Origin of the sequence: Pseudomonas sp. FSL R10-2189, assembly GCF_009600325.1 — a bacterium.
GTDB classification, from domain to species: Bacteria; Pseudomonadota; Gammaproteobacteria; order Pseudomonadales; family Pseudomonadaceae; genus Aquipseudomonas; species Aquipseudomonas helleri.
In genome coordinates, this window is the sequence record NZ_WIVZ01000004.1 from 22,237 (window position 1) to 42,995 (window position 20,759).

18 protein-coding genes, 1 tRNA gene and 3 pseudogenes are annotated in these 20,759 nt (G+C 57.8%); 9 read left to right on the forward strand and 13 right to left on the reverse strand.

Annotation, left to right across the window (positions count from 1 at the left end; genetic code table 11):
* Window positions 1-83: 83 nt before the first annotated feature.
* From GHO32_RS04485 to mksB, 4 genes are all read right to left on the reverse strand, one after another.
* On the reverse strand, window positions 84-701 hold the full coding sequence (locus GHO32_RS04485; protein ID WP_153336504.1) for a response regulator transcription factor: 618 nt from the start codon (window positions 699-701) through the stop codon (window positions 84-86).
* Between the two features lie 572 nt (window positions 702-1,273).
* Window positions 1,274-4,114: an Mks condensin complex protein MksF gene (gene mksF, locus GHO32_RS04490; RefSeq protein ID WP_153336503.1), complete on the reverse strand. Its 2,841-nt coding sequence runs from the start codon at window positions 4,112-4,114 to the stop codon at window positions 1,274-1,276.
* Window positions 4,111-4,779, reverse strand: coding sequence for an Mks condensin complex protein MksE (gene mksE, locus GHO32_RS04495; protein WP_153336502.1), 669 nt, complete (start codon window positions 4,777-4,779; stop codon window positions 4,111-4,113). Before mksE ends, mksF begins: the two co-directional genes overlap by 4 nt.
* A complete protein-coding gene (gene mksB, locus GHO32_RS04500) occupies window positions 4,769-6,046 on the reverse strand; it encodes an Mks condensin complex protein MksB (RefSeq protein ID WP_048368440.1) in 1,278 nt (425 codons plus the stop codon). Before mksB ends, mksE begins: the two co-directional genes overlap by 11 nt.
* Window positions 6,047-6,189: 143 nt before the next feature.
* On the opposite strand from mksB, the gene GHO32_RS04505 reads away from it, so the two are divergent.
* Together GHO32_RS04505 and rimI are read left to right on the forward strand one after the other, a co-directional pair.
* Window positions 6,190-6,966, forward strand: coding sequence for an SPOR domain-containing protein (locus GHO32_RS04505; protein WP_123749573.1), 777 nt, complete (start codon window positions 6,190-6,192; stop codon window positions 6,964-6,966).
* The gene (gene rimI / locus GHO32_RS04510; RefSeq protein ID WP_153333395.1) at window positions 6,959-7,411 is read left to right on the forward strand and encodes a ribosomal protein S18-alanine N-acetyltransferase; all 453 of its coding nucleotides are present in this window, start codon (window positions 6,959-6,961) and stop codon (window positions 7,409-7,411) included. Before GHO32_RS04505 ends, rimI begins: the two co-directional genes overlap by 8 nt.
* A 137-nt stretch (window positions 7,412-7,548) precedes the next feature.
* On the opposite strand, the gene GHO32_RS04515 is transcribed toward rimI, so the two are convergent.
* A complete protein-coding gene (locus GHO32_RS04515; RefSeq protein WP_153333393.1) occupies window positions 7,549-7,974 on the reverse strand; it encodes a serine kinase/phosphatase in 426 nt (141 codons plus the stop codon).
* Window positions 7,975-8,129: 155 nt separating this feature from the next.
* Here GHO32_RS04515 and can point away from each other — a divergent pair, with 155 nt between their 5' ends.
* Window positions 8,130-8,774: a carbonate dehydratase gene (gene can, locus GHO32_RS04520; RefSeq protein ID WP_048391532.1), complete on the forward strand. Its 645-nt coding sequence runs from the start codon at window positions 8,130-8,132 to the stop codon at window positions 8,772-8,774.
* An 80-nt stretch (window positions 8,775-8,854) separates the two neighbouring features.
* Here can and GHO32_RS04525 read toward each other — a convergent pair whose 3' ends face one another.
* Window positions 8,855-10,273, reverse strand: coding sequence for a short-chain fatty acid transporter (locus GHO32_RS04525; RefSeq protein WP_153333391.1), 1,419 nt, complete (start codon window positions 10,271-10,273; stop codon window positions 8,855-8,857).
* Window positions 10,274-10,486: 213 nt separating this feature from the next.
* On the opposite strand from GHO32_RS04525, the gene GHO32_RS04530 reads away from it, so the two are divergent.
* From GHO32_RS04530 to GHO32_RS04545, 5 genes and pseudogenes are all read left to right on the forward strand, one after another.
* Window positions 10,487-10,654 carry a metallothionein gene (locus tag GHO32_RS04530; RefSeq protein WP_048368434.1) on the forward strand — a complete coding sequence of 56 codons (168 nt, stop codon included), beginning with the start codon at window positions 10,487-10,489 and terminating at the stop codon, window positions 10,652-10,654.
* 96 nt (window positions 10,655-10,750) lie between these two features.
* Window positions 10,751-10,957 (forward strand): annotated as a pseudogene (locus GHO32_RS04535) (carbonic anhydrase); the annotation flags it as partial.
* 337 nt (window positions 10,958-11,294) lie between these two features.
* Window positions 11,295-11,972, forward strand: a pseudogene (locus GHO32_RS27140) (PAS domain-containing protein); the annotation flags it as partial.
* Between the two features lie 111 nt (window positions 11,973-12,083).
* Window positions 12,084-12,512, forward strand: a pseudogene (locus GHO32_RS27145) (methyl-accepting chemotaxis protein); the annotation flags it as partial.
* A 100-nt stretch (window positions 12,513-12,612) separates the two neighbouring features.
* Complete coding sequence (locus GHO32_RS04545) at window positions 12,613-13,497, forward strand: Dyp-type peroxidase (protein ID WP_048368431.1); 885 nt, start codon at window positions 12,613-12,615, stop codon at window positions 13,495-13,497.
* 61 nt (window positions 13,498-13,558) lie between these two features.
* Here GHO32_RS04545 and GHO32_RS04550 read toward each other — a convergent pair whose 3' ends face one another.
* The gene (locus GHO32_RS04550) at window positions 13,559-13,909 is read right to left on the reverse strand and encodes a DUF6124 family protein (protein WP_153333387.1); all 351 of its coding nucleotides are present in this window, start codon (window positions 13,907-13,909) and stop codon (window positions 13,559-13,561) included.
* A 539-nt stretch (window positions 13,910-14,448) separates the two neighbouring features.
* Window positions 14,449-14,525 (reverse strand) — tRNA-Met (locus GHO32_RS04555).
* 215 nt (window positions 14,526-14,740) lie between these two features.
* On the opposite strand from GHO32_RS04555, the gene GHO32_RS04560 reads away from it, so the two are divergent.
* Entirely contained in the window at window positions 14,741-15,913 is a 1,173-nt protein-coding gene (locus GHO32_RS04560) for an MFS transporter (RefSeq protein ID WP_153333385.1), read from the forward strand.
* 103 nt (window positions 15,914-16,016) lie between these two features.
* Here the strand turns inward: GHO32_RS04560 and GHO32_RS04565 are convergent, their stop codons facing one another.
* From GHO32_RS04565 to GHO32_RS04585, 5 genes are all read right to left on the reverse strand, one after another.
* The gene (locus GHO32_RS04565) at window positions 16,017-17,057 is read right to left on the reverse strand and encodes an aromatic acid exporter family protein (RefSeq protein WP_153333383.1); all 1,041 of its coding nucleotides are present in this window, start codon (window positions 17,055-17,057) and stop codon (window positions 16,017-16,019) included.
* Between the two features lie 134 nt (window positions 17,058-17,191).
* The gene (ychF, locus tag GHO32_RS04570; protein WP_048368415.1) at window positions 17,192-18,292 is read right to left on the reverse strand and encodes a redox-regulated ATPase YchF; all 1,101 of its coding nucleotides are present in this window, start codon (window positions 18,290-18,292) and stop codon (window positions 17,192-17,194) included.
* 23 nt (window positions 18,293-18,315) lie between these two features.
* Entirely contained in the window at window positions 18,316-18,900 is a 585-nt protein-coding gene (pth, locus tag GHO32_RS04575) for an aminoacyl-tRNA hydrolase (protein ID WP_048368414.1), read from the reverse strand.
* A 165-nt stretch (window positions 18,901-19,065) separates the two neighbouring features.
* The gene (locus GHO32_RS04580) at window positions 19,066-19,656 is read right to left on the reverse strand and encodes a 50S ribosomal protein L25/general stress protein Ctc (protein WP_153333381.1); all 591 of its coding nucleotides are present in this window, start codon (window positions 19,654-19,656) and stop codon (window positions 19,066-19,068) included.
* Between the two features lie 139 nt (window positions 19,657-19,795).
* Window positions 19,796-20,737: a ribose-phosphate pyrophosphokinase gene (locus GHO32_RS04585; protein WP_003171603.1), complete on the reverse strand. Its 942-nt coding sequence runs from the start codon at window positions 20,735-20,737 to the stop codon at window positions 19,796-19,798.
* Between the last annotated feature and the right edge of the window lie 22 nt (window positions 20,738-20,759).

Consider the following 20,759-nt stretch of genomic DNA (forward strand, 5'->3'; position numbering starts at 1 on the left):
TGATCGCGCAAGCAAGTGCAGGGGGCTTGGTGAGGCATGACTCACCGTTGTCAGGCATAACGTCAATAACCAGACGGCCTGTTTCATTCGATTAAGTTATTGCGCTTGGCAAATTCAGCCAGATACACCACTGATTTGATATTGAGTTTTTGTAAGACGCGCGTCTTGTAAGTACTGACTGTTTTCTCACTCAGTAGCATGACTTGTGAAATCTTTTTATTGGAAAAACCGGATACTAAATATTGAAGGGTGCGTAATTCGCGATCTGAGAGTGTTTTGATTAATTGTTGGTCTGTGTATTCGGGCGACAGCTCGACATCACAATCATTTAAATAAACCCGGCCGCTCATCACCACATTAATCGCCTTGGTCAAGGCGTCTACATCTTCAGTCTTTTCAATAAAACCAATAGCGCCGGCCCTGAAACAACGGTCTGCGAAAAAAGCTGAGCCTTTGGAGGTCAGCACTAACACTTTGATCGGGAGTCCCAGTATGTGCAGCCTTTTAAGCACCTCCAGCCCGTCAAGCTTGGGCATCGACAGGTCCAGCACGATCAGATGGGGCAAGTGCTCGCGTGCCAGATCCAGTGCCGTAGCACCGTTATCGGTTTCAGCCGCAATCTGGAAGTTGGCGTTTTCCAGTACCAGCCTGACGATCCTTCGAATAAAAGGATGATCGTCTACTATCAAAGCTTTACGCATGATAATTCCTACAACGTTAAGAGGGCGCTTTTGTCGTCGCGGCGGTAGGGGCAGTCGTCACAACTTGGGAGTCAAGCGCTCAATGTTCGAGTTGAATTAAATGCGGGTCATAAACACCCATGAACAACTCTATTTTCAATGGCGTCAAACCGTTAGTTATCCAACGGGTTTGCTGTCAGAAGCGATGTGCGAAATATCCTAAGGAATAGTGGTTTAACACTTTTTAGAAAGGATGGCCCATGCCGTGACTAATGGCTTATTGCCTCTTTTTAAGTGGCAAACACGTTATCGGCAGGGTGTCTAAAAGATTCACGTCAATGAGTGACCGGTCGTCGGGCGTCTTTGCACGGTCATGCCCACGTGTGACTGAGTTCATCGTGTGCTCCTCTGCGTAGTCTTCCTGTTTGGGGCCTGACAGGGGTACAAGGGAGTGTGCTTCTCACGATGCAAAATGAAGGTAGGAATTTTCTGAAAAGTTGAAATTTCTTTTCGGCAGGCGTGTGCGAAGTGGGCAGTAACGAGAGGGCTCGCGAAGCACGTCAAGCGAGCCTCGCGAGCCTGTACCCCCTGCATCAGATTGCCGTGACGTCCTCCAGTTGCTGCTCGGCAGCCGCAGGGCTGGTCACGTCGTCATGGCGGCGGATGTACTTCCAGTCATCCTCGTCGATATAGATCCCGTTAGGCCCGCTGCCGCCTTCCAGGTCGATAGCCACATGAGCACAGACCTGCGGCTTCACACTCGCCAGAATCGGCACAAAGCCCAACTGCAAACTGGTTTCCAGCAGCGCGGTCTGGTTTCTCTCGTCAATGTCTGCCGCTTCATCGAGGTAATACGGCAAACGGATACGCCCGGCCAGGTCGCGATCCATCAAGTGCAGCAACAAATACATGTTGGTCAGCGCCTTGATGGTCATGGTCGTACCGTTGGACGCCGCACCGTCGATGTCGGTGTGAATCACCGGCTGGCCGTTAACCTTGGTGATCTCGAACGCCAGCTCAAACAGGTCTTTGAGGCCCAACTGGTTGTGGTTGGCCGCCACCAGACGCGCCAGGTATTCCTTGGCTTCTTCGTTCTTGTTGTCTTGCTCGGCGCTTTGGCTGAGGTCAAACACCGACAAGGTTTCGCCTTCTTCGTACTGCCCGGCGCTGTGGATAATCTGGTCGATGTGCTTGAGCGCCTCTTTGTTCGGTGCCAGCACAATCCGGAAACTCTGCAGGTTCGACACTTGGCGCTTGTTAATCTCGCGGTTGAACAGTGCCAGTTGATGTTCAAGGCTGTCGTAGTCGCTGCGAATGTTGCGCAGGGTCCGGGCGATGTCCGTCACGGCAGCACGGCGCGCCTTGCCCAACGTCAGGGCTTCTTCGCTGCGGTGCGCATAGGCGTTGATCAACAGTTGCAGGCGGCGCTCCATGTCGTCTTCGCTGTCGAACTTGGCCACACCCTTCAAGCGCACCTGCGCGTACAGCGCTTCGATCTGGCCGTCGCAGCGCAGCAGGCTTTGCCACGTGTCCTGGTAGTCATTGAGCAGCGGCAGCAAGTTGTCCATGGAGTCGTCGACCGGGTCCATGAACGGCGTACCGAACGGCAAGTCGGCCGGCAACAGCTGGCGCCGACGCAGGCTGTCATCGAGGGTGCGCTGCTTGGCTTCCATGTCACCGATCTGCCGACCGACCAATTGCAGCTTGGCTGACAGGTGCTGCACGCGCTCGGTGAAGGCATCGCTGGAGCGCTTCAATTCATCTTGCGCGGCTTCGGCCTGGGCTAACTGCTCCAGTTTTTCGCCTTCTTCGGCGCCCAGGGTTTGCGCACGACGGAAATCTTCCAGCGCCTTCTGCGCGTCCAGCACTTGCTGGTACAACGACTCGGCTTCGGACTTGCTCGCCGCCCGGTCCGAGGTGACCGCCTGCTGGGTTTTCAGTTGCTTGAGTTCTTTTTCCAGACGCTCTTTCTGGTCGCGCAAGGCGGCGCGATCCGCCAGCGCTTGCAGGGCGGGTGGCTCGATATGGCTGAGGTCGATGGACAAACCCGGCGCTTCAAAGCGTTCACCTTTAAAGCCATCGAGGATCGCCTCCAGGGATTTGACCCAGGCGTCGCCGTCATCCAGCGCAATCCCTTGCTCGCCCAGCGGCAGGCTGAACAGGGCGCTGTTGAACAGGCGCATCAGGCGCTCAACATCTTGTTGCGAGAATTCTTCGCGAAGGCGGGCATAGCTGTTGTTGTCGGCGTGGTCGAGCTGTTGCTTGACCGATTTGAGGCGTTTTTCCAGATCGCGCAGACGTTCGTCCAGGTCTTCGGCACTGAACTGACGCGACTGCGCCAAGGCACCGGCCAACTCGTCGTGGGCGTCTTTGGCGGCCAGCAGTTGCTGCTCCAGCACCTTCACGTCGTCCACCAGCGCAAAGCGGTGCTTGAGCACCGACAACTCGCCCAGCCAGCGTTGAATGCCGGTGATCTCGCGCTCCAGACGCATCAGCTCCTGGGTGCTGCTGCGCTGATCGTTTTGCAGGGCGTCTTGTTCGTTGCGGTAGTGCTCGGACTGGATCAGCAACTCATCCTTGCGTGCCCCGGCGTAGTCCTGCCACGTGCCGAGCAGCGAGTCGAGCAGCGGCGACAGGCGATGCAGCTTGCCGCGCAGCAGATCGCGCTGGCGGACACCGGCGGCCAACGACTCGACCAATGGCCCGGCACCGACCAGCGCGTTGTAATCCTGCTCCATGCGGCGCACATCGCGGAAGGCTTCTTCACACGCGGCGATGTAGTCCACGCTGCCGGAGCGCAGGCTGTGCTCAAACGCATCGAGAAACAATTGCTTGAGTTTGGCCGCGGTAATTTCGCGCATGTGCAATAGGTTGATAAACAGCGCGCGGAACGTTTTCAGGCTTTGCTCACTGGTGGAGCGCAGTGGGATCAGCGTCAGGTCCAGCGGGATCGACGTGTGCCCGCCGACCAACAAACGGCGCAGCTCATCAGGTTTGAGTTCGTAGGCTTTCAGGCCATTGCGCTCAAGGTTGCTGAACAGCTCTTTTTGCCGCAGGCAGGTGTCTTCTTTCTGGTAATGGGCCAGGTCGAGCTTGCCGGCATAGGCGAAAAACTGGTGACCGAAACCGCCACCGGGGCCGCGTCCCACCACGCCAATCACATGCGGGCCGTGGGGCAGCGACACTTCGACGAGGATGTAGCTGGTGTCGGAAGCGAAGTAAAAGCGCCGCGATTGTTCGAGGCTGTACTTGCCGAAGCTCATGTCTGACATGCGCGCCAGAATCGGGAACTGCAAGGCGTTGATCGAGGCTGATTTACCGAGGTTGTTGGCCCCGTACACCGACAGCGGATGCTCCAGCGGGAACAATCCCAAGCTGTAACCGGCGGTATTCAGCAGGGCGAAGCGGCGTATTCCGTAGCGTTCCTGGCTCATGCGTCCAACTCCTGTTGCTCATCGGCAATGGCGCGGGCCAGTGCCGCGTCTTCGTCTTCTTCCTCAACCTCGGCTTCATCATCCACCAGCACCGGGGTCGGCAGCGGCAAGATGCTGTGCAGACTGGCGGCCAGATCGCGGTCTTGCTGCACCGACAAACACACGTCAAGAAAGCGATGCATCGGCGGCAGAAAACGGTAAACGCCGTTGTCTTCGCTGGCAAAACCGAGCTGGGTCATGCGGCGCATGATCTTCTCTTCCAGCTCGTCCTGGGTGGTGACTTCGGCCTGCACAAACAGGTCGCGGTATTTTTCCAGCAGCGCGGGCAGTTCATCACGGCCCAGGCTGCCGCCATCGAGCACGGCAATCGGGTCGCGGCCCTGATCGGCCAAATGCTCGACGAGGATAAACGTGAACAACGCCAGGCGTTGCGCGGTCTTGTTGACCTGCGCCGAGGCAATGGCGGTGTCGGGCACGAAATAATAAAAACCACGGGTGTCACACACCAGTTCAAAGCCAAGGGCCTTGAACAGGGCGCGGTACTGGTCCTGAAAATTCGATAGTTGCGCGTACAGCTCCGGGTCGCGACGGCTCACGTGATAACCCTTGAACAGCTCACGAAAGATCGGCGCCAGATGGGACAGTTCAGACAGATCAAGATGCATGGAGAGGGCTCGCAGAAGTCTCGCTCGCGTCATCGCTGCGTGAAAGCAGGGCGAAGGAGCGCAGGCTGACCAGATGTTCGTGGGTGTGGTAATCGCGGCGCTCAAGGCGTTCGCGCACGAAACGTTTTTCGCGCGACAGGCGCGAGAACCAGTACAGCAATTCGTCGGTGTCGCCGTTGGGCTCTTGGGCCAGTAGCCAGCTCATCAAATCGGGCATCGGCAGCGCGTCGCTGCAACGGTCGAGCATTTCCTTGACCGTGCGCGGGGCCTTGGGCGTTTCACCGCGATGGGCCTTGTGGGCTTTCGGGAAGCGTGCCGGCTTGGGCTCAAAGCGGGCCAGCGCGTACACATAGGCTTCAACCTGGCTGGCGCTGCCCAAAAAGGTGCTTTGCGGGCGAGTAAACATTGGCATCGCCGCTTGCGGCACCGCGTCCAGCCCTTTACGGCGTATGGCCGCCAGCGCCAGCGCGGCGCCACGGGTAACCGCGTTGTGGCGTCGCGCCTCCTCACGCAGCGGCAACAGCAGTTCGCGGGCGTGGCGCAAGGTGAGCTGGGCGCTGGTTTGCATCTCAAGGATCCGCGCATGGGTGCGCAGCAGCATGTCGTCGTCCACCAGGTGGCCGAGGCGTTGCTGCTCGCTGAGCATGCGCAGCAGTACATTCTCGACCTTACGTACGCCTTGTTCGAAAGCGCCGTCAGCGTTCACCAGTTGGATCATCGGTTCGACGTATTCGTCCCACGTCGCCAGCACCTCGGCGTACCGCTGGCGCAGCGGGATCTGCCGGTCGCTGGTCTTGGCCCGTTCGGCCACCGCCACCAGGGCCTGTTCGTCATTGGCGAGCTTCTTCAAAACATCGCGCACACGCATGTCGAGCAAACGCAGCTGGCGCGCCAGATCGTTACCGTCACGAATGTCGAACGCGTCCTGAATGTAACCGGCCAGGCGCTCCAGATGGCGCAGGTAGGCTTCGATTTCCAGGCACAGCCCGAGGCGGTGTTCGCGGCGCAGATAGGCGAGGAAGTCGTGGATTTGGGCGTTCAGCTCAAAGCGGTTCGGGCTCTTGGCCACCGGCACCAGAATGTCCAGGCGGATCCAGCTGTCGAGCACGTTGGTGATGTCTTGCGGTGTGCTGTCCAGTTGCTGGGCAGCCAGTTGCAGGCGCAACTCGCTCAGGCTCAAAGTGCCTTGGTCGAAGTGTTCACACAAAGGCTCAAGGAGTGCCCAGTGTTCGGCGAGGGCACGTAAAACGCGCTTGGGTTCGATCATGGGAGGGCCGGTCGATTGCCAATGAAAGGTCGCGATTGTACTGCAACACGGGTTTGAGTCATTACTTGGCGATCAGAGGCGGGCGAGAAGGGCAGAAGGGCGGTAGAATCGCTGCTCTTTAGTTATCCACAGATGGCCGACCCTTGTTGAACGAGTCCCGCCGCCGCGCTTATTTGACTGCCATGCAAGTGGTCAGTTGGGTACCGCGCACAGAGCTGCCGTTTGCCGCCCCTTCGCGGCCCGAACTGCTGGTGCTCCCCGAACCGCCTGCCGCACCTGAAGTCATCCGGCCTGTGGTCAAGCCTGCGGCTGCGCCGAGCAAGCCCGCTGAACGGCCTAAAATCGAAGTGCCACGGCCATCGGTCACCCCGCGACCTGCCAGCAAACCGGTGGTGGAAGCCGAAGCGGCCCCGGCGCCGGTAAAAGCCGCCGCGGTGGCGCCGCCGCGTTTTGCCTTGCAGTTGCTCCGGGCGGGGCGTTGCCTGGTGCTGGTGGAGTTACCCACAGGCGGCGCATTCCAGAGCCGCGACCCGGCTTATTTATTGTTAAAAGATATGTTGCGAGCTGCCGGTTTGCCTGACAGCCCGCAAATCGTTGGCGAGCCAGTCCGTTGGCCGCTGCTCAGGCGCGGCAATGTCGACCAGGGCCCAGAGGCGGCGCGTCAGTTTGTGCAGGGTTTTGTCATGGCCCGCCTTGAAGAAGCCGAATGCGCTTGCTTATGGCTGATCGGCCTGCCGGCTGTGCGTTTTGCCAGCGAAGCGAACGCTGAAGCCTTCAACACCGAACTTGAAATCGAAGGGCTGGGTAGCGCATGGGCGCTGCCGGGCCTGGAACTCTTAATGGAAGAGCCGCACCGCAAAGCGGATGTGTGGCAAGCCATGCGCAGGCTGATGTCGCGCTGGAAACAAAACGATGAGTGACGCAGTAACCTTCCGCCCGATGATCGAAGCGGACCTTGATGCGGTTTTAAAAGTTGAATACGCGGCGTTCACCCACCCGTGGACCCGTGGGATCTTTCTCGACGGTTTGGGCAAATACCACATCTGGCTGATGTTCGAAGGCGAGCAACAAGTGGGGCACGGCGTGGTGCAAATCATTCTGGATGAAGCACACCTGCTCAACATCACCGTCAAGCCAGAAAACCAGGGCCGTGGCCTGGGGCTCAAATTGCTTGAGCACCTGATGTCTATTGCCTACCAGCATGAAGCCCGCGAATGCTTCCTCGAACTGCGTGACAGCAACACGGCCGCCTTCAAGCTGTACGAGCGCTACGGCTTCAACGAAATCGGCCGCCGCCGCGACTACTACCCGGCCGTGGGCGGGCGTGAAGACGCGGTGGTCATGGCTTGTACGTTGGTGGACTGAATAAACCCTCTCCCGGAGGGAGAGGGTGCTTTACCGAGATACTCTCAGGTCAGCACAAGAATTCAGGTTGCGGATGTTATTCAGCATCCCCCAATCAATCCCCTCTCCCTCCGGGAGAGGGTTAGGGTGAGGGGCTTTCAACGTTTACGCCCCACCGGATCAATATCCGCCAGTTCTGCTTCATCCAGCCCTCTGCCAGCGCCGATGTCGTCTTCATCGACTACGCGTAATTCCTGATCCGCCGCGTCATCATCGCCTTCTGCGGCCTCTTTGGCATCGCGGGCGCCGTCTTCACGAATGAGCATCTCCTGCTCCAGATCATCGTCGTCAAACCCGGCGTCCAGGTCTTCATCGGGCAACGCGCCGCCGCTCAGCCGGGCCTTGCGCGCAGGTTTTCCGGCGACATGCAGGGCGCGCTCTTCGTCGGTAAACAGATCGCTGATGCTCTCGTGATCCTCATCATCATCCTCAAAGTTCAACGGCTCAACCGAGCCCGAACGGTCTTCGAGGTCATCAATCTCTGCGGGTTCTTCTGCTCCATACGGGCGACGTGAATCAGACATGGTCATTCCTCATACTGTGGCTGCTTAATACGATGGACTGTAGCCACGGTTTAAGATTCCACCCAACGGACCGGCGGATAAAAGCGCAGATTAACGTGACCCCGACCAGCGGTCCGCAGTCATAGTTTGCGCATCAACTCTCGAGGGTTTACCGCATGAACGAACTACAAGATCTGATTGATAACAACGAGCGCTGGGCCGATGCGATCAAGCAGGAAGATCCTGATTTCTTCGCCAAGTTGGCCCGCCAGCAAACGCCGGAATACCTGTGGATTGGTTGTTCGGATGCCCGCGTACCCGCCAACGAGATCGTCGGCATGCTGCCCGGTGACCTGTTTGTGCACCGTAACGTGGCCAACGTCGTGCTGCACACCGACCTCAATTGCCTGTCCGTGATCCAGTACGCGGTGGATGTATTGAAGGTCAAACACATTCTGGTCACCGGCCACTACGGCTGTGGCGGGGTGCGTGCATCGATGCAGAACCAGCAATATGGCCTGATTGACGGCTGGTTGCGCTCGATTCGCGACCTGTACTACGAAAACCGCGAAGTATTGGCAAAATTGCCCACTGAAGAAGAACGCGTTGACCGTCTGTGCGAGCTGAACGTCATCCAGCAAGTGGCCAACGTCGGGCATACCAACATTGTGCAAAACGCCTGGCATCGTGGGCAAAAGCTCTCGGTTCACGGTTGCATCTACGGCATTAAAGACGGCCGCTGGAAAAGCCTCGACACCACCATCAGCGGTCTGGACCAACTGCCACCGCAATACCGCCTGCGCCCGCTAACCCCGACATAACACCGCTCCCCTGTAGGAGCGAGCTTGCCTCGCGATCTTTTGACCTTCCAAAAGACCGCGAGACAAGCTCGCGTCTACCGCTAAGGCATCACGGGCGCGACATACACCAACGTCGTGCCCAGCGCCCACAGCAAGAACAGCACCAGCGGTGTATGCACCAGCAACTGCACAAACGAAAAACCGATCAAGTCTCGCGCCTTCAGCCCCAGCACGCCCAACAGCGGCAGCATGTAGAACGGGTTGATCAGGTTCGGCAAGGCTTCGGCCGCGTTGTAGATCTGCACTGCCCAGCCCAAGTGGTATTGCAGGTCATTGGCGACTTGCATCACGTAGGGCGCCTCAATAATCCATTTGCCGCCGCCCGACGGAATAAAGAAGCCCAAGATTGCCGAGTACACACCCATCAGCACCGCATAGGTGTCATGGGAGGCGATTTGTACGAAGAAGGTCGAGATGTGGTGCGCCAGGGTTTGCCCGTCCACGCCTTTGACCACGGTCATCAGCGCAGCAATCGAGCCGTACAGCGGGAACTGGATCATCACCCCGGTGGTGGTCGGCACGGCGCTGGCCACGGCATTCAGAAAGCTGCGCGGGCGCCAGTGCAGCAGGGCGCCGAGCATCAGGAACAAAAAGTTGTAGGTGTTCAGGCCCGAAATGGCGTTGATCGCAGGTTTGGTCGAAAACTCGTGATACAACCAGCCGGCGGCCAACAGCACCAGCAAAATCGTCAGCAGCGGGCTGTATTCCAGCCACTCGCCGGGACGCGTACGTGGTGGCAGTTTTGGCGTGTTAAAACTCGGGTCAACTCCACACGCGGCGGCATCACGTGCCGAATCCGGGCCGGGTGCGGTGGCGTACGCCACGATCAACGACACCACCACCAGCGCTGCCAGTAACACACCCGACTGCCATAAAAAGATTGTCTCCGTGAACGGGATCACCCCGGTGATCGCCAGAATCGACGGCGGCAAGCTGGCCGGGTTGGCCTGCAACTGCGCCGCCGACGACGACAAGCCCAGCGCCCACACCGCGCCCAGCCCCAAGTAGGCAGCAGCCCCGGCTGCGCGATAGTCCATGCGCAAGTTGGTGCGCCTGGCCAGGGCGCGCACCAGCAGCCCGCCAAACACCAGCGACAAGCCCCAGTTGAGCAACGAGGCAACCATTGAAATCAACGCCACCCAGCACACGGCCTGGCGACCGTTTTTCGGCACCTTGGCGAGTTTGTCGATCAACTTCACTGCGGGTGGCGAACTGGCGACCACGTAACCACCAATCACCACGAATGCCATTTGCATGGTGAAGGGGATCAGGCTCCAGAACCCGTCACCAAACGCCATCGCGGCATCGGTGGGTTTGGCGCCCATCATCAGAGTGGCGAGCGCCACGACAATCACCGCAACGGCGGCAAACACCCAGGAATCGGGGAACCAGCGTTCGGCAAAGTTTGAGCAGCGCAGGGCAAAGCGGGCAGAGCGACTGTCGGTCATCTCAGCGGCCATGGGGGATACCTCGTCTTTCTTATGATTATTGGATGCCCAATCTCACTGCGAGCCCTCAGGCTCGCGGTTTACAGCTGGGCTGGTGGGTACAGTAAATGAATTTCGGCGGCTTTCCGATAGGCTGACCTTTGAACTCTGCCTCAGCGTCTACAGTCATTGCTTGTAAGCGGCACGCCTGTCGCTTGATAACGACCTGACAACATGGAGTTGAAAATGAAAGAGCACACGTGTGATTGTCCGAGTTGTAACTGCAAAGTCGGTAGCCACGGCATCGAGCGCGATGGCAAGCACTACTGCTGCCAGGCGTGTGCCGACCATCACCCCAAAGGCCAGGCGTGCAGCACCTCCAGCGGCTGCCACTGCGGCGATAAAGCCAAGTAACGTGTAAAGCCTGCGCGCGCAGCCACGCGCTGCGCGCTCTCATGAAAGACACTTGCCTTTCTTTGGCGGTGTAAGTGTGCGTAAGAAAAGTGCTCGCTGTGCGAGCTGAACGTCATCCAGCAAGTGGCCAACGTCGGGCACACCAACATTGTGCAAAACGCCTGGCATCGCGGGCAAAAGCTCTCGGTTCACGGTTGCATCTACGGCATTAAAGACGCCCGCTGGAAAAGCCTCGATACCACCATCAGTGGTCTGGACCAACTGCCACCGCAATACCGCCTGCTCCCGGTAAAACCTGTTTAAACCGTTACACATGCAAGTGGGAGCCGGCTTGCCAGCGATAGTATCAACTCGGTTTTTCTGAGCGATCGAGTCGCCTGAATCGCTGGTAAACCAGCTCCCACAATCGCGTTACAGTACCCATGGCAAGCAGCCGATTTGTTCAGCTTTTTCAGCACATGACCGCTCGTCAGGAAGCCTTTAGAAACGCAGGCGAAAGCCGATGCCTCTATCACGCGCTTCCTATCTCTTGGTATCCCCCATGTTTAACAAACGCTTGAAACAGGAGCTGTCAGCTCTTCGCGAAGAACTGTCCTCAATTCAGCAAATCAAAGACAGCCTGGAGAGCGAAATGCTCTGCATGAGCCTGGACCCTGATGGGCGGGTCGAGTCGGTCAATGGCAACTTCACTCACGACATGAACTACTCGGGCAGCCAGCTCCTGGGGCGGCATATTGATGAGTTGGTGCCGGCTCATTTAAAGCATGACGAGCATCATCTGCGTTTTAAAAATGCCATGAACCGTGGTGAGCATTACAGCGGTACCGTGCGTTTGCTCCGGGGCAATGGGCAGGAAGCCTGGCTGCGCTCAATCATGCAGCCGGTGCGCAACTCCAGCGGTCAGATTATGCGCATCTCGATTTTTTCCAGCGACCTGACTCGCACCATAGAAGCCTCGCGTGACCACGAAAACCTGATGGACGCGCTGATGCGTTCAACCGCCGTTATCGAGTTCAATCTCAAGGGTGAAGTGCTCACGGCCAACGACCGTTTCCTGCGGGGCATGGGTTACTCGCTGGCGCAGATTCAGGGTCGGCATCATCGTATGTTCTGTACCTCCCAAGAGCAGAGCAGCGCTGAATATGAAGTCTTCTGGAAGCGCTTGAACGCGGGGGAGTTTGTTGCCGATCGTTTTAAGCGTATTGATAGCCAGGGGCGTGAAGTCTGGCTTGAGGTTTCCTACAACCCGGTGCGCGACGCCAATGACAACCTTTATAAAGTGGTGAAATTCGCCACCGTCATCACCGACCAAGTGCAGCAGGAGCAAGCCGTGTCCGAGGCGGCGGGGATTGCCTACAGCACCTCGTTGCACACCGACAACAGCGCTCAACGCGGGACCATCGTCGTGACACAAGCGGTCGATGTGATGCGTGAGCTGGCCAAGCACATGCAGCAAGCAGGCGATGGCATCGAAGCACTGAACGATCAGTCGCAGGTCATTGGCAGCATCGTCAAAACCATCAGCGCGATTGCCGAGCAAACCAACTTGCTGGCGCTTAACGCCGCGATTGAAGCCGCCCGCGCGGGTGAGCAAGGGCGCGGCTTTGCCGTGGTGGCCGATGAAGTGCGCCAACTGGCTTCGCGCACCAGCAAGGCCACCGAAGAAATCATCTCTGTGGTGCGTAAGAACCAAGACATGGCAAGCCATGCCGTGGCGTTGATTGCCGACGGCAAACGGCAAGCCGAAGAGGGCCTGTCTCTGGCCGCGGAAGCCGGCACGGTGATTGTCGAAATTCAGGATGGCGCGAAAAAGGTAGTAGATGTCGTAGGGCGATTTGCTAATCAGCTATCAGCCTAAGACTTGATCTACGTAGGGCGTGGGCCAACAAAAATAACCCTTTGGTGTCCGAAAAGTCGCTGGTGAGGCGTAAACTCCAGGCTTTCCTGAAGGAGTTTCTATGAGTCTTTACCAGCCCGGCATCCTCGCCAAACCCGTGCCGCCGCAGGCGCGCTATATGTTTTTCGCCCTCAAGTCTGTAGAAGCACTGCCGGCTGCACTCGACACCTTGTCGCAGTGGGTAGACGGCAAAAGCGTGGTAGCAGGCTTGGGTTCACCGCTGGTACTGGCCTTGGGCGCAAAAGTGCCGGGGCTGCGCGTCTTCCCCGCACTCAATGCCGTGGTTGAAAACCCGTCGACCCAACACGCCCTGTGGTTGTGGTTGTGGGGCGATGATCGCGGCGAGCTGTTACACCGCAGCCAGGCCATTGAAACGGCGCTGGCGCCTGCGCTCAACCTGCTGCAAGTGACCGAAGGCTTCCTCTACAACACCGACCGCGACCTCACCGGCTATGAAGACGGCACCGAGAACCCGGTGGACGAAGCAGCCGTAGATGCGGCCATCGTCACCAATGCAGGTCCGGGGCTGGACGGCGGCGTGTTTGTTGCCGTGCAACAGTGGCAACACGACCTCAATGGCTTTGCCGCCCGCCCGCAGGCCGAACAGGACAACATGATTGGCCGCCGTAAAAGCGACAACGAAGAACTGGACGACGCGCCGGAATCGGCCCACGTCAAACGCACTGCCCAAGAAAGCTTCTCGCCTGAGGCCTTCACCGTACGCCGTTCCATGCCCTGGATTGAAAACGGCAAATCGGGGCTGATGTTCGTCTCGTTCAGCCGCACCTTGAACGCGTTTGAAGTTCAACTGCGCCGCATGAGCGGCATGGAAGACGGCATTGTAGACGCCCTCTACAGCTTCAGCCGCCCGTTGAACGGTGGTTACTACTGGTGCCCGCCGCTTAAAGACGGCCGCCTGGATTTGAGCGCGCTTCGCCCCGCTTAAGTGCGGTATCGCTCCAGCCTTAAACGGTGACGCGCCTGCTTGCACTCAGGCGCGTGCTGCTTTAGTGCGTCGTCACACCATCCAGCGATTTGTCCACATACGCCTTGGCCAGCTCCACAAGGTGCATGCAGGACAACACCAAACTGCGCGAATGCCCGCTCAAGCCATTCCCCGCCTCACTCGCCGAAGCGCCCGCGCAGCGCAACAAGTCTGACGCTTGGGCCAAAGCCGCTTCTAAATTGACGCTGTCGGGTATGGCATACGTGGCCTGATCCACGTGCCGTGGAGGCTTATGGTTAAGCAGGTAGTAATCGAGGGCGCGATCGGTGGCGGCGCGGTCTAACGACGATGCATCGCACTGAGCAGCAGTTTGCAGGGGGAGGGCGGGTGGATCTGGAACCAGCTTTTTCATTGTTACAACTCCTAGGGTGTTTAAGGAGCTGTCACTTGTCGCGACTAAACGAATGGGTGGCAGCCATGCGCAGGTTAGTCGACCGGTCACCTAGGAACCCGGCGCGCCACATGGGCGCCCTGCGCACGGCCACCATAAAACGCAGGCCAAGAAAAAGCGCCTCGCGGAGGTGGCGCCTTGCGCCTAGGGAACACGGGCGACTAAACCCGACCGCTGTTTTGCAGCGATGGGCCGAGACTATTCCCCGAAATGCTCAGGCACAAGCAAACGGAAGTTTCTAGGATGTTTCAGCGGATTGAAAGGGAAGCGTCGTACGAAATGGCTGATTTTTAAGGCTTGACCAGTCCTCTGTAGCCGCTGCCGCAGGCTGCGATAAGGGCCGCAGGACCTTCAAAAGCGGGGTCGCTGCGCAACCCATCGCAGCCTTCGTTTCTCGTCAGCGGCTACTGGGCAATTTATCGACAGGCACAAAAAAGCCCGCACTAGGCGGGCTTTCTCGTTGGTTTCATTTCATCTTGCGATGTGGTGAAACCGGTGTTTGGTGGCTACACAGGGACTTGAACCCCGGACCCCAGCATTATGAATGCTATGCTCTAACCAACTGAGCTATGTAGCCGATGGCGCGCATTATTCCCTCGTAAGGGGGGTGTGTCAAGCAAATATCTGAAAATTTTCTCTGCGCTATCAAACGCTTAAGGTTTCTCGGGGTTCGGATGGCAATATCTTGTTAAAAAGTGGCACATTGGCTCACTTGCACGTGCATTCATCTGTTGCCTGGAAACCCTTATGGCTATTAGCGACACTCCAATAAAATCAACGCCAGACCTTCAAATGCCTCAAGCCAGCCCGTTAGTCCTGCGTATTATCGGGGCCGTGGCGCTGGCGCATTTGATCAATGACTTGATCCAGGCGGTGTTACCGTCGATCTATCCGTTGCTCAAGGATAAATACGATCTGACCTTCACGCAGATCGGTCTGATTACCCTGACTTTTCAACTCACCGCGTCGCTGCTGCAGCCCTGGGTGGGTTATTACACCGACCGTCATCCCAACCCGCTGTTATTGCCATGCGGCATGGTGTGTACGCTGATCGGGATTTTAATGTTGTCTCAGGTCGGTAGTTTTCCTTTGATTTTGCTGGCCGCTGCGTTGGTCGGCATCGGTTCTTCGACGTTTCACCCCGAGGCCTCGCGGGTGGCGCGGCTGGCGTCGGGCGGGCGTTACGGGTTTGCTCAGTCGACGTTTCAGGTGGGCGGTAACGCAGGGTCGGCGTTCGGGCCGTTGCTGGCCGCCGCCATCATCATTCCCTATGGGCAGGGTAATGTGGCCTGGTTCGGGTTGTTTGCGCTGTTCGCGGTAGGGCTGCTGTATGTGATCAGCCGCTGGTACCGCACGCACTTGAGCCTGTTCAAGCTCAAGGCCGGGCAGAAGGCCGCGCACGGTTTGTCCAGTCGGCGTGTGCTGGGCGCGCTGGTGGTGTTGGGGCTGCTGGTGTTCTCCAAGTACTTCTACATGGCCAGCCTCACCAGCTATTACACCTTCTTCCTGATTCAGAAATTCGACGTCTCCATCGCCAACTCGCAGATGTATCTGTTTCTGTTCCTGGGGGCGGTGGCGGCGGGCACGTTCTTTGGCGGCCCGATTGGTGACCGCATCGGGCGTAAGGCGGTGATCTGGTTCTCGATCCTGGGTGTCGCGCCGTTCACCTTGCTGCTGCCGTATGCCGATCTGTTCTGGACCAGCGTCCTCAGCGTGGTCATCGGTTTTATTCTGGCGTCGGCGTTCTCGGCGATTGTGGTGTATGCCCAAGAATTGGTGCCGGGCAACGTGGGTATGATTGCCGGTATCTTTTTTGGCTTGATGTTCGGCTTTGGCGGGATTGGTGCGGCGTTGCTGGGGCATTTGGCCGACATTCACGGTATCGAATACGTCTATAAGCTGTGCTCGTACCTGCCACTGTTTGGCGTGCTGGCGATCTTTTTGCCGCGCACCAAAAAGGGCTGATTGCTGTAGCCGCTGTCGAGGTACGAAGGCTGCGATGCGGGCCGAAGGACCGCCATTCAGGGGCGCTGCGCACCCCATCGCAGCCCTCGTACCTCGGCAGCGACTACGTGTTTTGCGCGCTGGCACTAAAACTCTGCAGCGCGCTTTCGACGGTGCTCAAATGCTGCAGGCAGATTTGCCACGGCGCGGACACCGCTTCAACCTGTTGGTCGTCATAGGCGGCCAACACCGGTTTCTCTGTATCGCCGGCAATCGCTGCACAGCCTGAGGCGACGCTGGCCAGCCGTTCGTGCAGCGCGGCGGGTGGCGAGCCCTGTTCTTTGCGCATGGCGTCCGCGAAGGCCTCAGAGAACAGCAGGGCGCTGGCGTACAAGCGCACGGCGTGTCGCTCGTAACGGCTGGCTATGTCTTTGACTTCACGCGAGGCAAACCGGCCGCGCAACGTCCAGCGTGCGGTATTGCGCGCACTGGCAATGCCGTTCTCCAGGGTGATGAGGCTGTCGTGAGCACCCGAGAAAATAAACACCGCGTGCTGTGCGCTTTTTGCATCGTTCTTTTCAAGGGCTGTCAGGCTTTGGCCGAAGCCTTTGGCGAGTTTCTCCAGCAAGTCCTTGGCCGAGTCATCAATGATGCCGATGGGGTTGGGCGTCAGCAGGATCTGGCTGAACATCAAGCCCACCCCGGCGCCCACCACCACATCAAGCATGCGCACAAAACCTGCGCTCTCCGGGCCCACCGCCAACATCAATACGGCTGACACGCCTGCCTGAATCGGTACGACAGCGCCCAAGCCGTAGAGCGCGGCAATGGCAATGGCCGAGAACGTAGCGAAGCCGATGCGCAGCAACGGGTAGCCATCTGGTAACCACAGCGCGGCTTCACCGATGATGATTCCGGTGGCCACGCCGACCATTAAACCGACTGCTTGCTTGCCATGGCTGGGCAGGCCGGGCGCCAGACAAACAATCGCGCTGATGGCGGCAAACACCGGGTGCACGTGGCCGAATAAGTGCTTGGCGAGGATCCACGCCAGTGCAGCGGCGATGGCTGAGGCCAGGGCATCGCGCCAGGCCGTGGTCCAGCGAAACTGGATTCGCTCAATAAGAGGAGTGGTGAAACGGTTGAAGAACACCTTGGACAGCATTGCGACTCCCTACACAGTCAGCCTTTAGGTCTTGGGGCTAACCATAGACTGTTTGCTTGCCACGGTGTTTGTCGGGGTAAAACCCGGGCCAAAAAAAACCGCGCCTGGGCGCGGTTTTTTAGACGTGTGTTGGTTTACACGTTGAAGCGGAAGTGCAGGACGTCGCCGTCTTTAACGATGTAGTCCTTGCCTTCCAGGCGCCATTTACCGGCTTCTTTTGCGCCCGCTTCACCCTTGTACTGGATGAAGTCTTCGTAGGCGACGACTTCGGCACGGATAAAGCCTTTTTCGAAGTCGGTGTGGATCACGCCAGCCGCTTGTGGAGCGGTAGCGCCTACTTTCACGGTCCAGGCGCGTACTTCTTGAACGCCGGCGGTGAAGTAGGTTTGCAGGTTGAGCATTTCGTAACCGGCACGGATCACACGGTTCAGACCTGGCTCTTCAAGGCCCAGAGCTTCAAGGAACATGTCCTTTTCTTCGCCGTCTTCAAGCTCGGCAATTTCAGCTTCGATCTTGTTGCACACAGGAACAACAGTCGCGCCTTCTTCTTCGGCAATGGCTTTCACCACGTCCAACAGCGGGTTGTTTTCAAAACCGTCTTCGGCCACGTTGGCGATGTACATCACCGGCTTGGTGGTCAGCAGGTGGAAGCCCTTGATGATTTGCTTCTCATCGGCGTCCATGTTCTTGATCAGGCTGCGTGCTGGCTTGCCCAGGGTGAAGTGGGCAATCAGTTGTTCCAGCAGGGCTTTTTGGGCAACGGCTTCTTTGTCACCGCCTTTGGCGTTGCGTGCGACTTTTTGCAGTTGCTTTTCGCAGCTGTCGAGGTCGGCGAAGATCAGCTCAAGGTCGATGATCTCAATGTCACGCTTAGGGTCGACAGTGTTGGAAACGTGGATCACGTTTTCGTCTTCAAAGCAGCGCACTACGTGAGCGATGGCATCGGTCTCGCGGATGTTGGCCAGGAACTTGTTGCCCAGACCTTCGCCTTTCGATGCACCGGCTACCAGGCCAGCGATGTCAACGAACTCCATAGTGGTCGGCAGGATGCGATTCGGTTTAACGATCTCGGCCAGTGCTGCCAGACGTGGGTCGGGCATCGGCACGATACCGGTGTTCGGCTCGATCGTGCAGAAGGGGAAGTTCTCCGCTGCAATGCCGGATTTGGTCAGGGCGTTGAACAGGGTGGACTTGCCGACGTTAGGCAGGCCGACGATGCCGCAGTTGAATCCCATGGTGTTTCCCCTCGGAAAAAGAGTCAGGCCTTCTGGCTGTGCAGGTTTTTCATCGCGCGGTTCCATTCACCGGCGAGGATATCCGGCAGCACGCCGAGGGCAAAATCGATGCTGGCGTCCAGTTTTTCCTGCTCGGCGCGTGGCGCACGACCCAGAACAAAGTTGGACACCATGCTCGCGACGCCTGGGTGGCCAATGCCGAGCCGCAGACGGTAGAAATTATTGTTGTTTCCCAGTTGCGCAATGATGTCACGCAAGCCGTTATGACCTCCATGGCCGCCGCCCAGCTTGAGCTTGGCAACACCCGGTGGGAGATCGAGTTCGTCGTGGGCCACCAATATGGCTTCTGGCGCGATGCGGTAGAAACCGGCAAGCGCCGCAACGGCCTGGCCGCTTCGGTTCATATAGGTGGTGGGAATCAACAGACGAACATCCTGACCCTGATGGCTGAAACGTCCGGTCAGGCCAAAATATTTACGATCGGCAACGAGATTGACCCCGTTTGCCGCCGCGAGGCGCTCAACAAAAAGGGCCCCTGCGTTATGCCGGGTCTGTTCGTATTCGGTGCCTGGATTTCCCAGGCCAACGATCAGTTTTATGGCGGTCACGACAAGGGCCCTTCTATAGAGTTATGGATCACATCGCCGCTAACGGTAGCGGCGAAAACAGACAAGAAAACGGGTTTACCTGAGTAAACTTCGCGATCTTGTCCGCTTTACTCGCTGCGTGTTAGCTCGCGATGTTTCTCAAAACTCCAACGACAGAGTAATGAATTACTCAGCGTCTGCTTCTGGTGCAACACGTGGAGCGTGAACGTTGGCTACTGCCAGGTCGTTACCGTGTGCCAGAGCTACGAACTCAACGCCTTTAGGAGCGGTGATGTCCGACAGGTGAATGATCGAGCCGATTTCGGCGTTAGCCAGATCAACTTCGATGAATTCAGGCAGGTCTTTTGGCAGGCAGGAAACTTCGATTTCCGCAACAACGTGCGAGATCTCGCCGCCTTTCTTAACCGGAGCAGCTTCACCAACAAAGTGAACTGGAACGATTGCAGTCAGCTTTTGACCAGCAACAACGCGTACGAAGTCAGCGTGCATCACGTGGCCTTTAGCCGGGTGACGTTGCAGAGCTTTGATGATCACGTTTTGCTTAACGCCGCCAACGGTCAGTTCGATAACGTGGCTGTAAGCAGCTTCGTTTTCGAGCAGTTTGGCAATTTCTTTAGCCAGCAGGCTGATGGATTCAGGGGCTTTTTCGCCACCGTAAACTACAGCTGGAACCAGGCTTGCGAGACGACGCAGGCGGCGGCTCGCACCTTTCCCCAGGTCGGAACGCGCTTCAGCATTCAGAGTAAAATCGTTCATGTTGTATCTCCAAAATATCCACATCCGACCAAGCGTTTGCGACCAGCGCTATGGACGGTATGGGCAAAAAAGCCCCGCCCCAACAGGCTGTTGGGGCGGGGCGCTTTTCGTCAACGGATGTCAGAGCAGGGCAGGGCCCTTATCGGAACATCGCGCTGATCGATTCTTCGTTGCTGATGCGGCGAACCGCTTCAGCCACAACCGGTGCGATATCCAGTTGACGGATACGCGCACAGGCTTGTGCGGCGGCGGACAGCGGGATGGTGTTAGTCACCACCAGCTCGTCCAGCACAGAGTTCTCGATATTCTCGATTGCCCGACCCGACAGCACAGGGTGTGTGCAGTAGGCGAACACTTTGGCAGCGCCATGCTCTTTCAAGGCTTTAGCCGCGTGGCACAGAGTGCCGGCGGTATCGACCATGTCGTCAACCAAAATACAGGTACGCCCTTCGACATCACCAATGATATGCATCACTTCCGAGTGATTGGCTTTCTCACGGCGTTTGTCGATGATCCCCAGATCCACGCCCAAGGATTTGGCAACAGCACGTGCACGCACGACGCCGCCGATATCCGGGGACACAATCATGAGGTTCTCAAAGCGCTGATCTTCGATGTCATCCACCAATACTGGGGAGCCGTAGATGTTATCTACAGGAATATCGAAGAAACCCTGAATTTGGTCAGCATGCAAATCAACCGTGAGAACACGGTCGATGCCGACTACGGTAAGCATGTCAGCAACAACTTTTGCGCTGATAGCCACACGTGCGGAACGCGGACGGCGATCCTGACGGGCATAACCAAAGTAAGGAATAACAGCAGTAATACGAGTTGCTGAGGAACGGCGGAAGGCATCAGCCATCACGACGAGTTCCATCAGGTTATCGTTGGTCGGAGCACACGTCGGCTGAATAATGAAAACGTCTTTACCGCGAACATTTTCATTGATCTCAGCGGTAATCTCGCCGTCGGAAAACTTGCCGACAGAAATGTCACCGAGAGGGATATGCAGCTGACGTACGACACGCCGAGCCAGATCGGGGTTAGCGTTCCCCGTAAAGACCATCATCTTGGACACGCGCAGTACCTGAAGGCTGAGG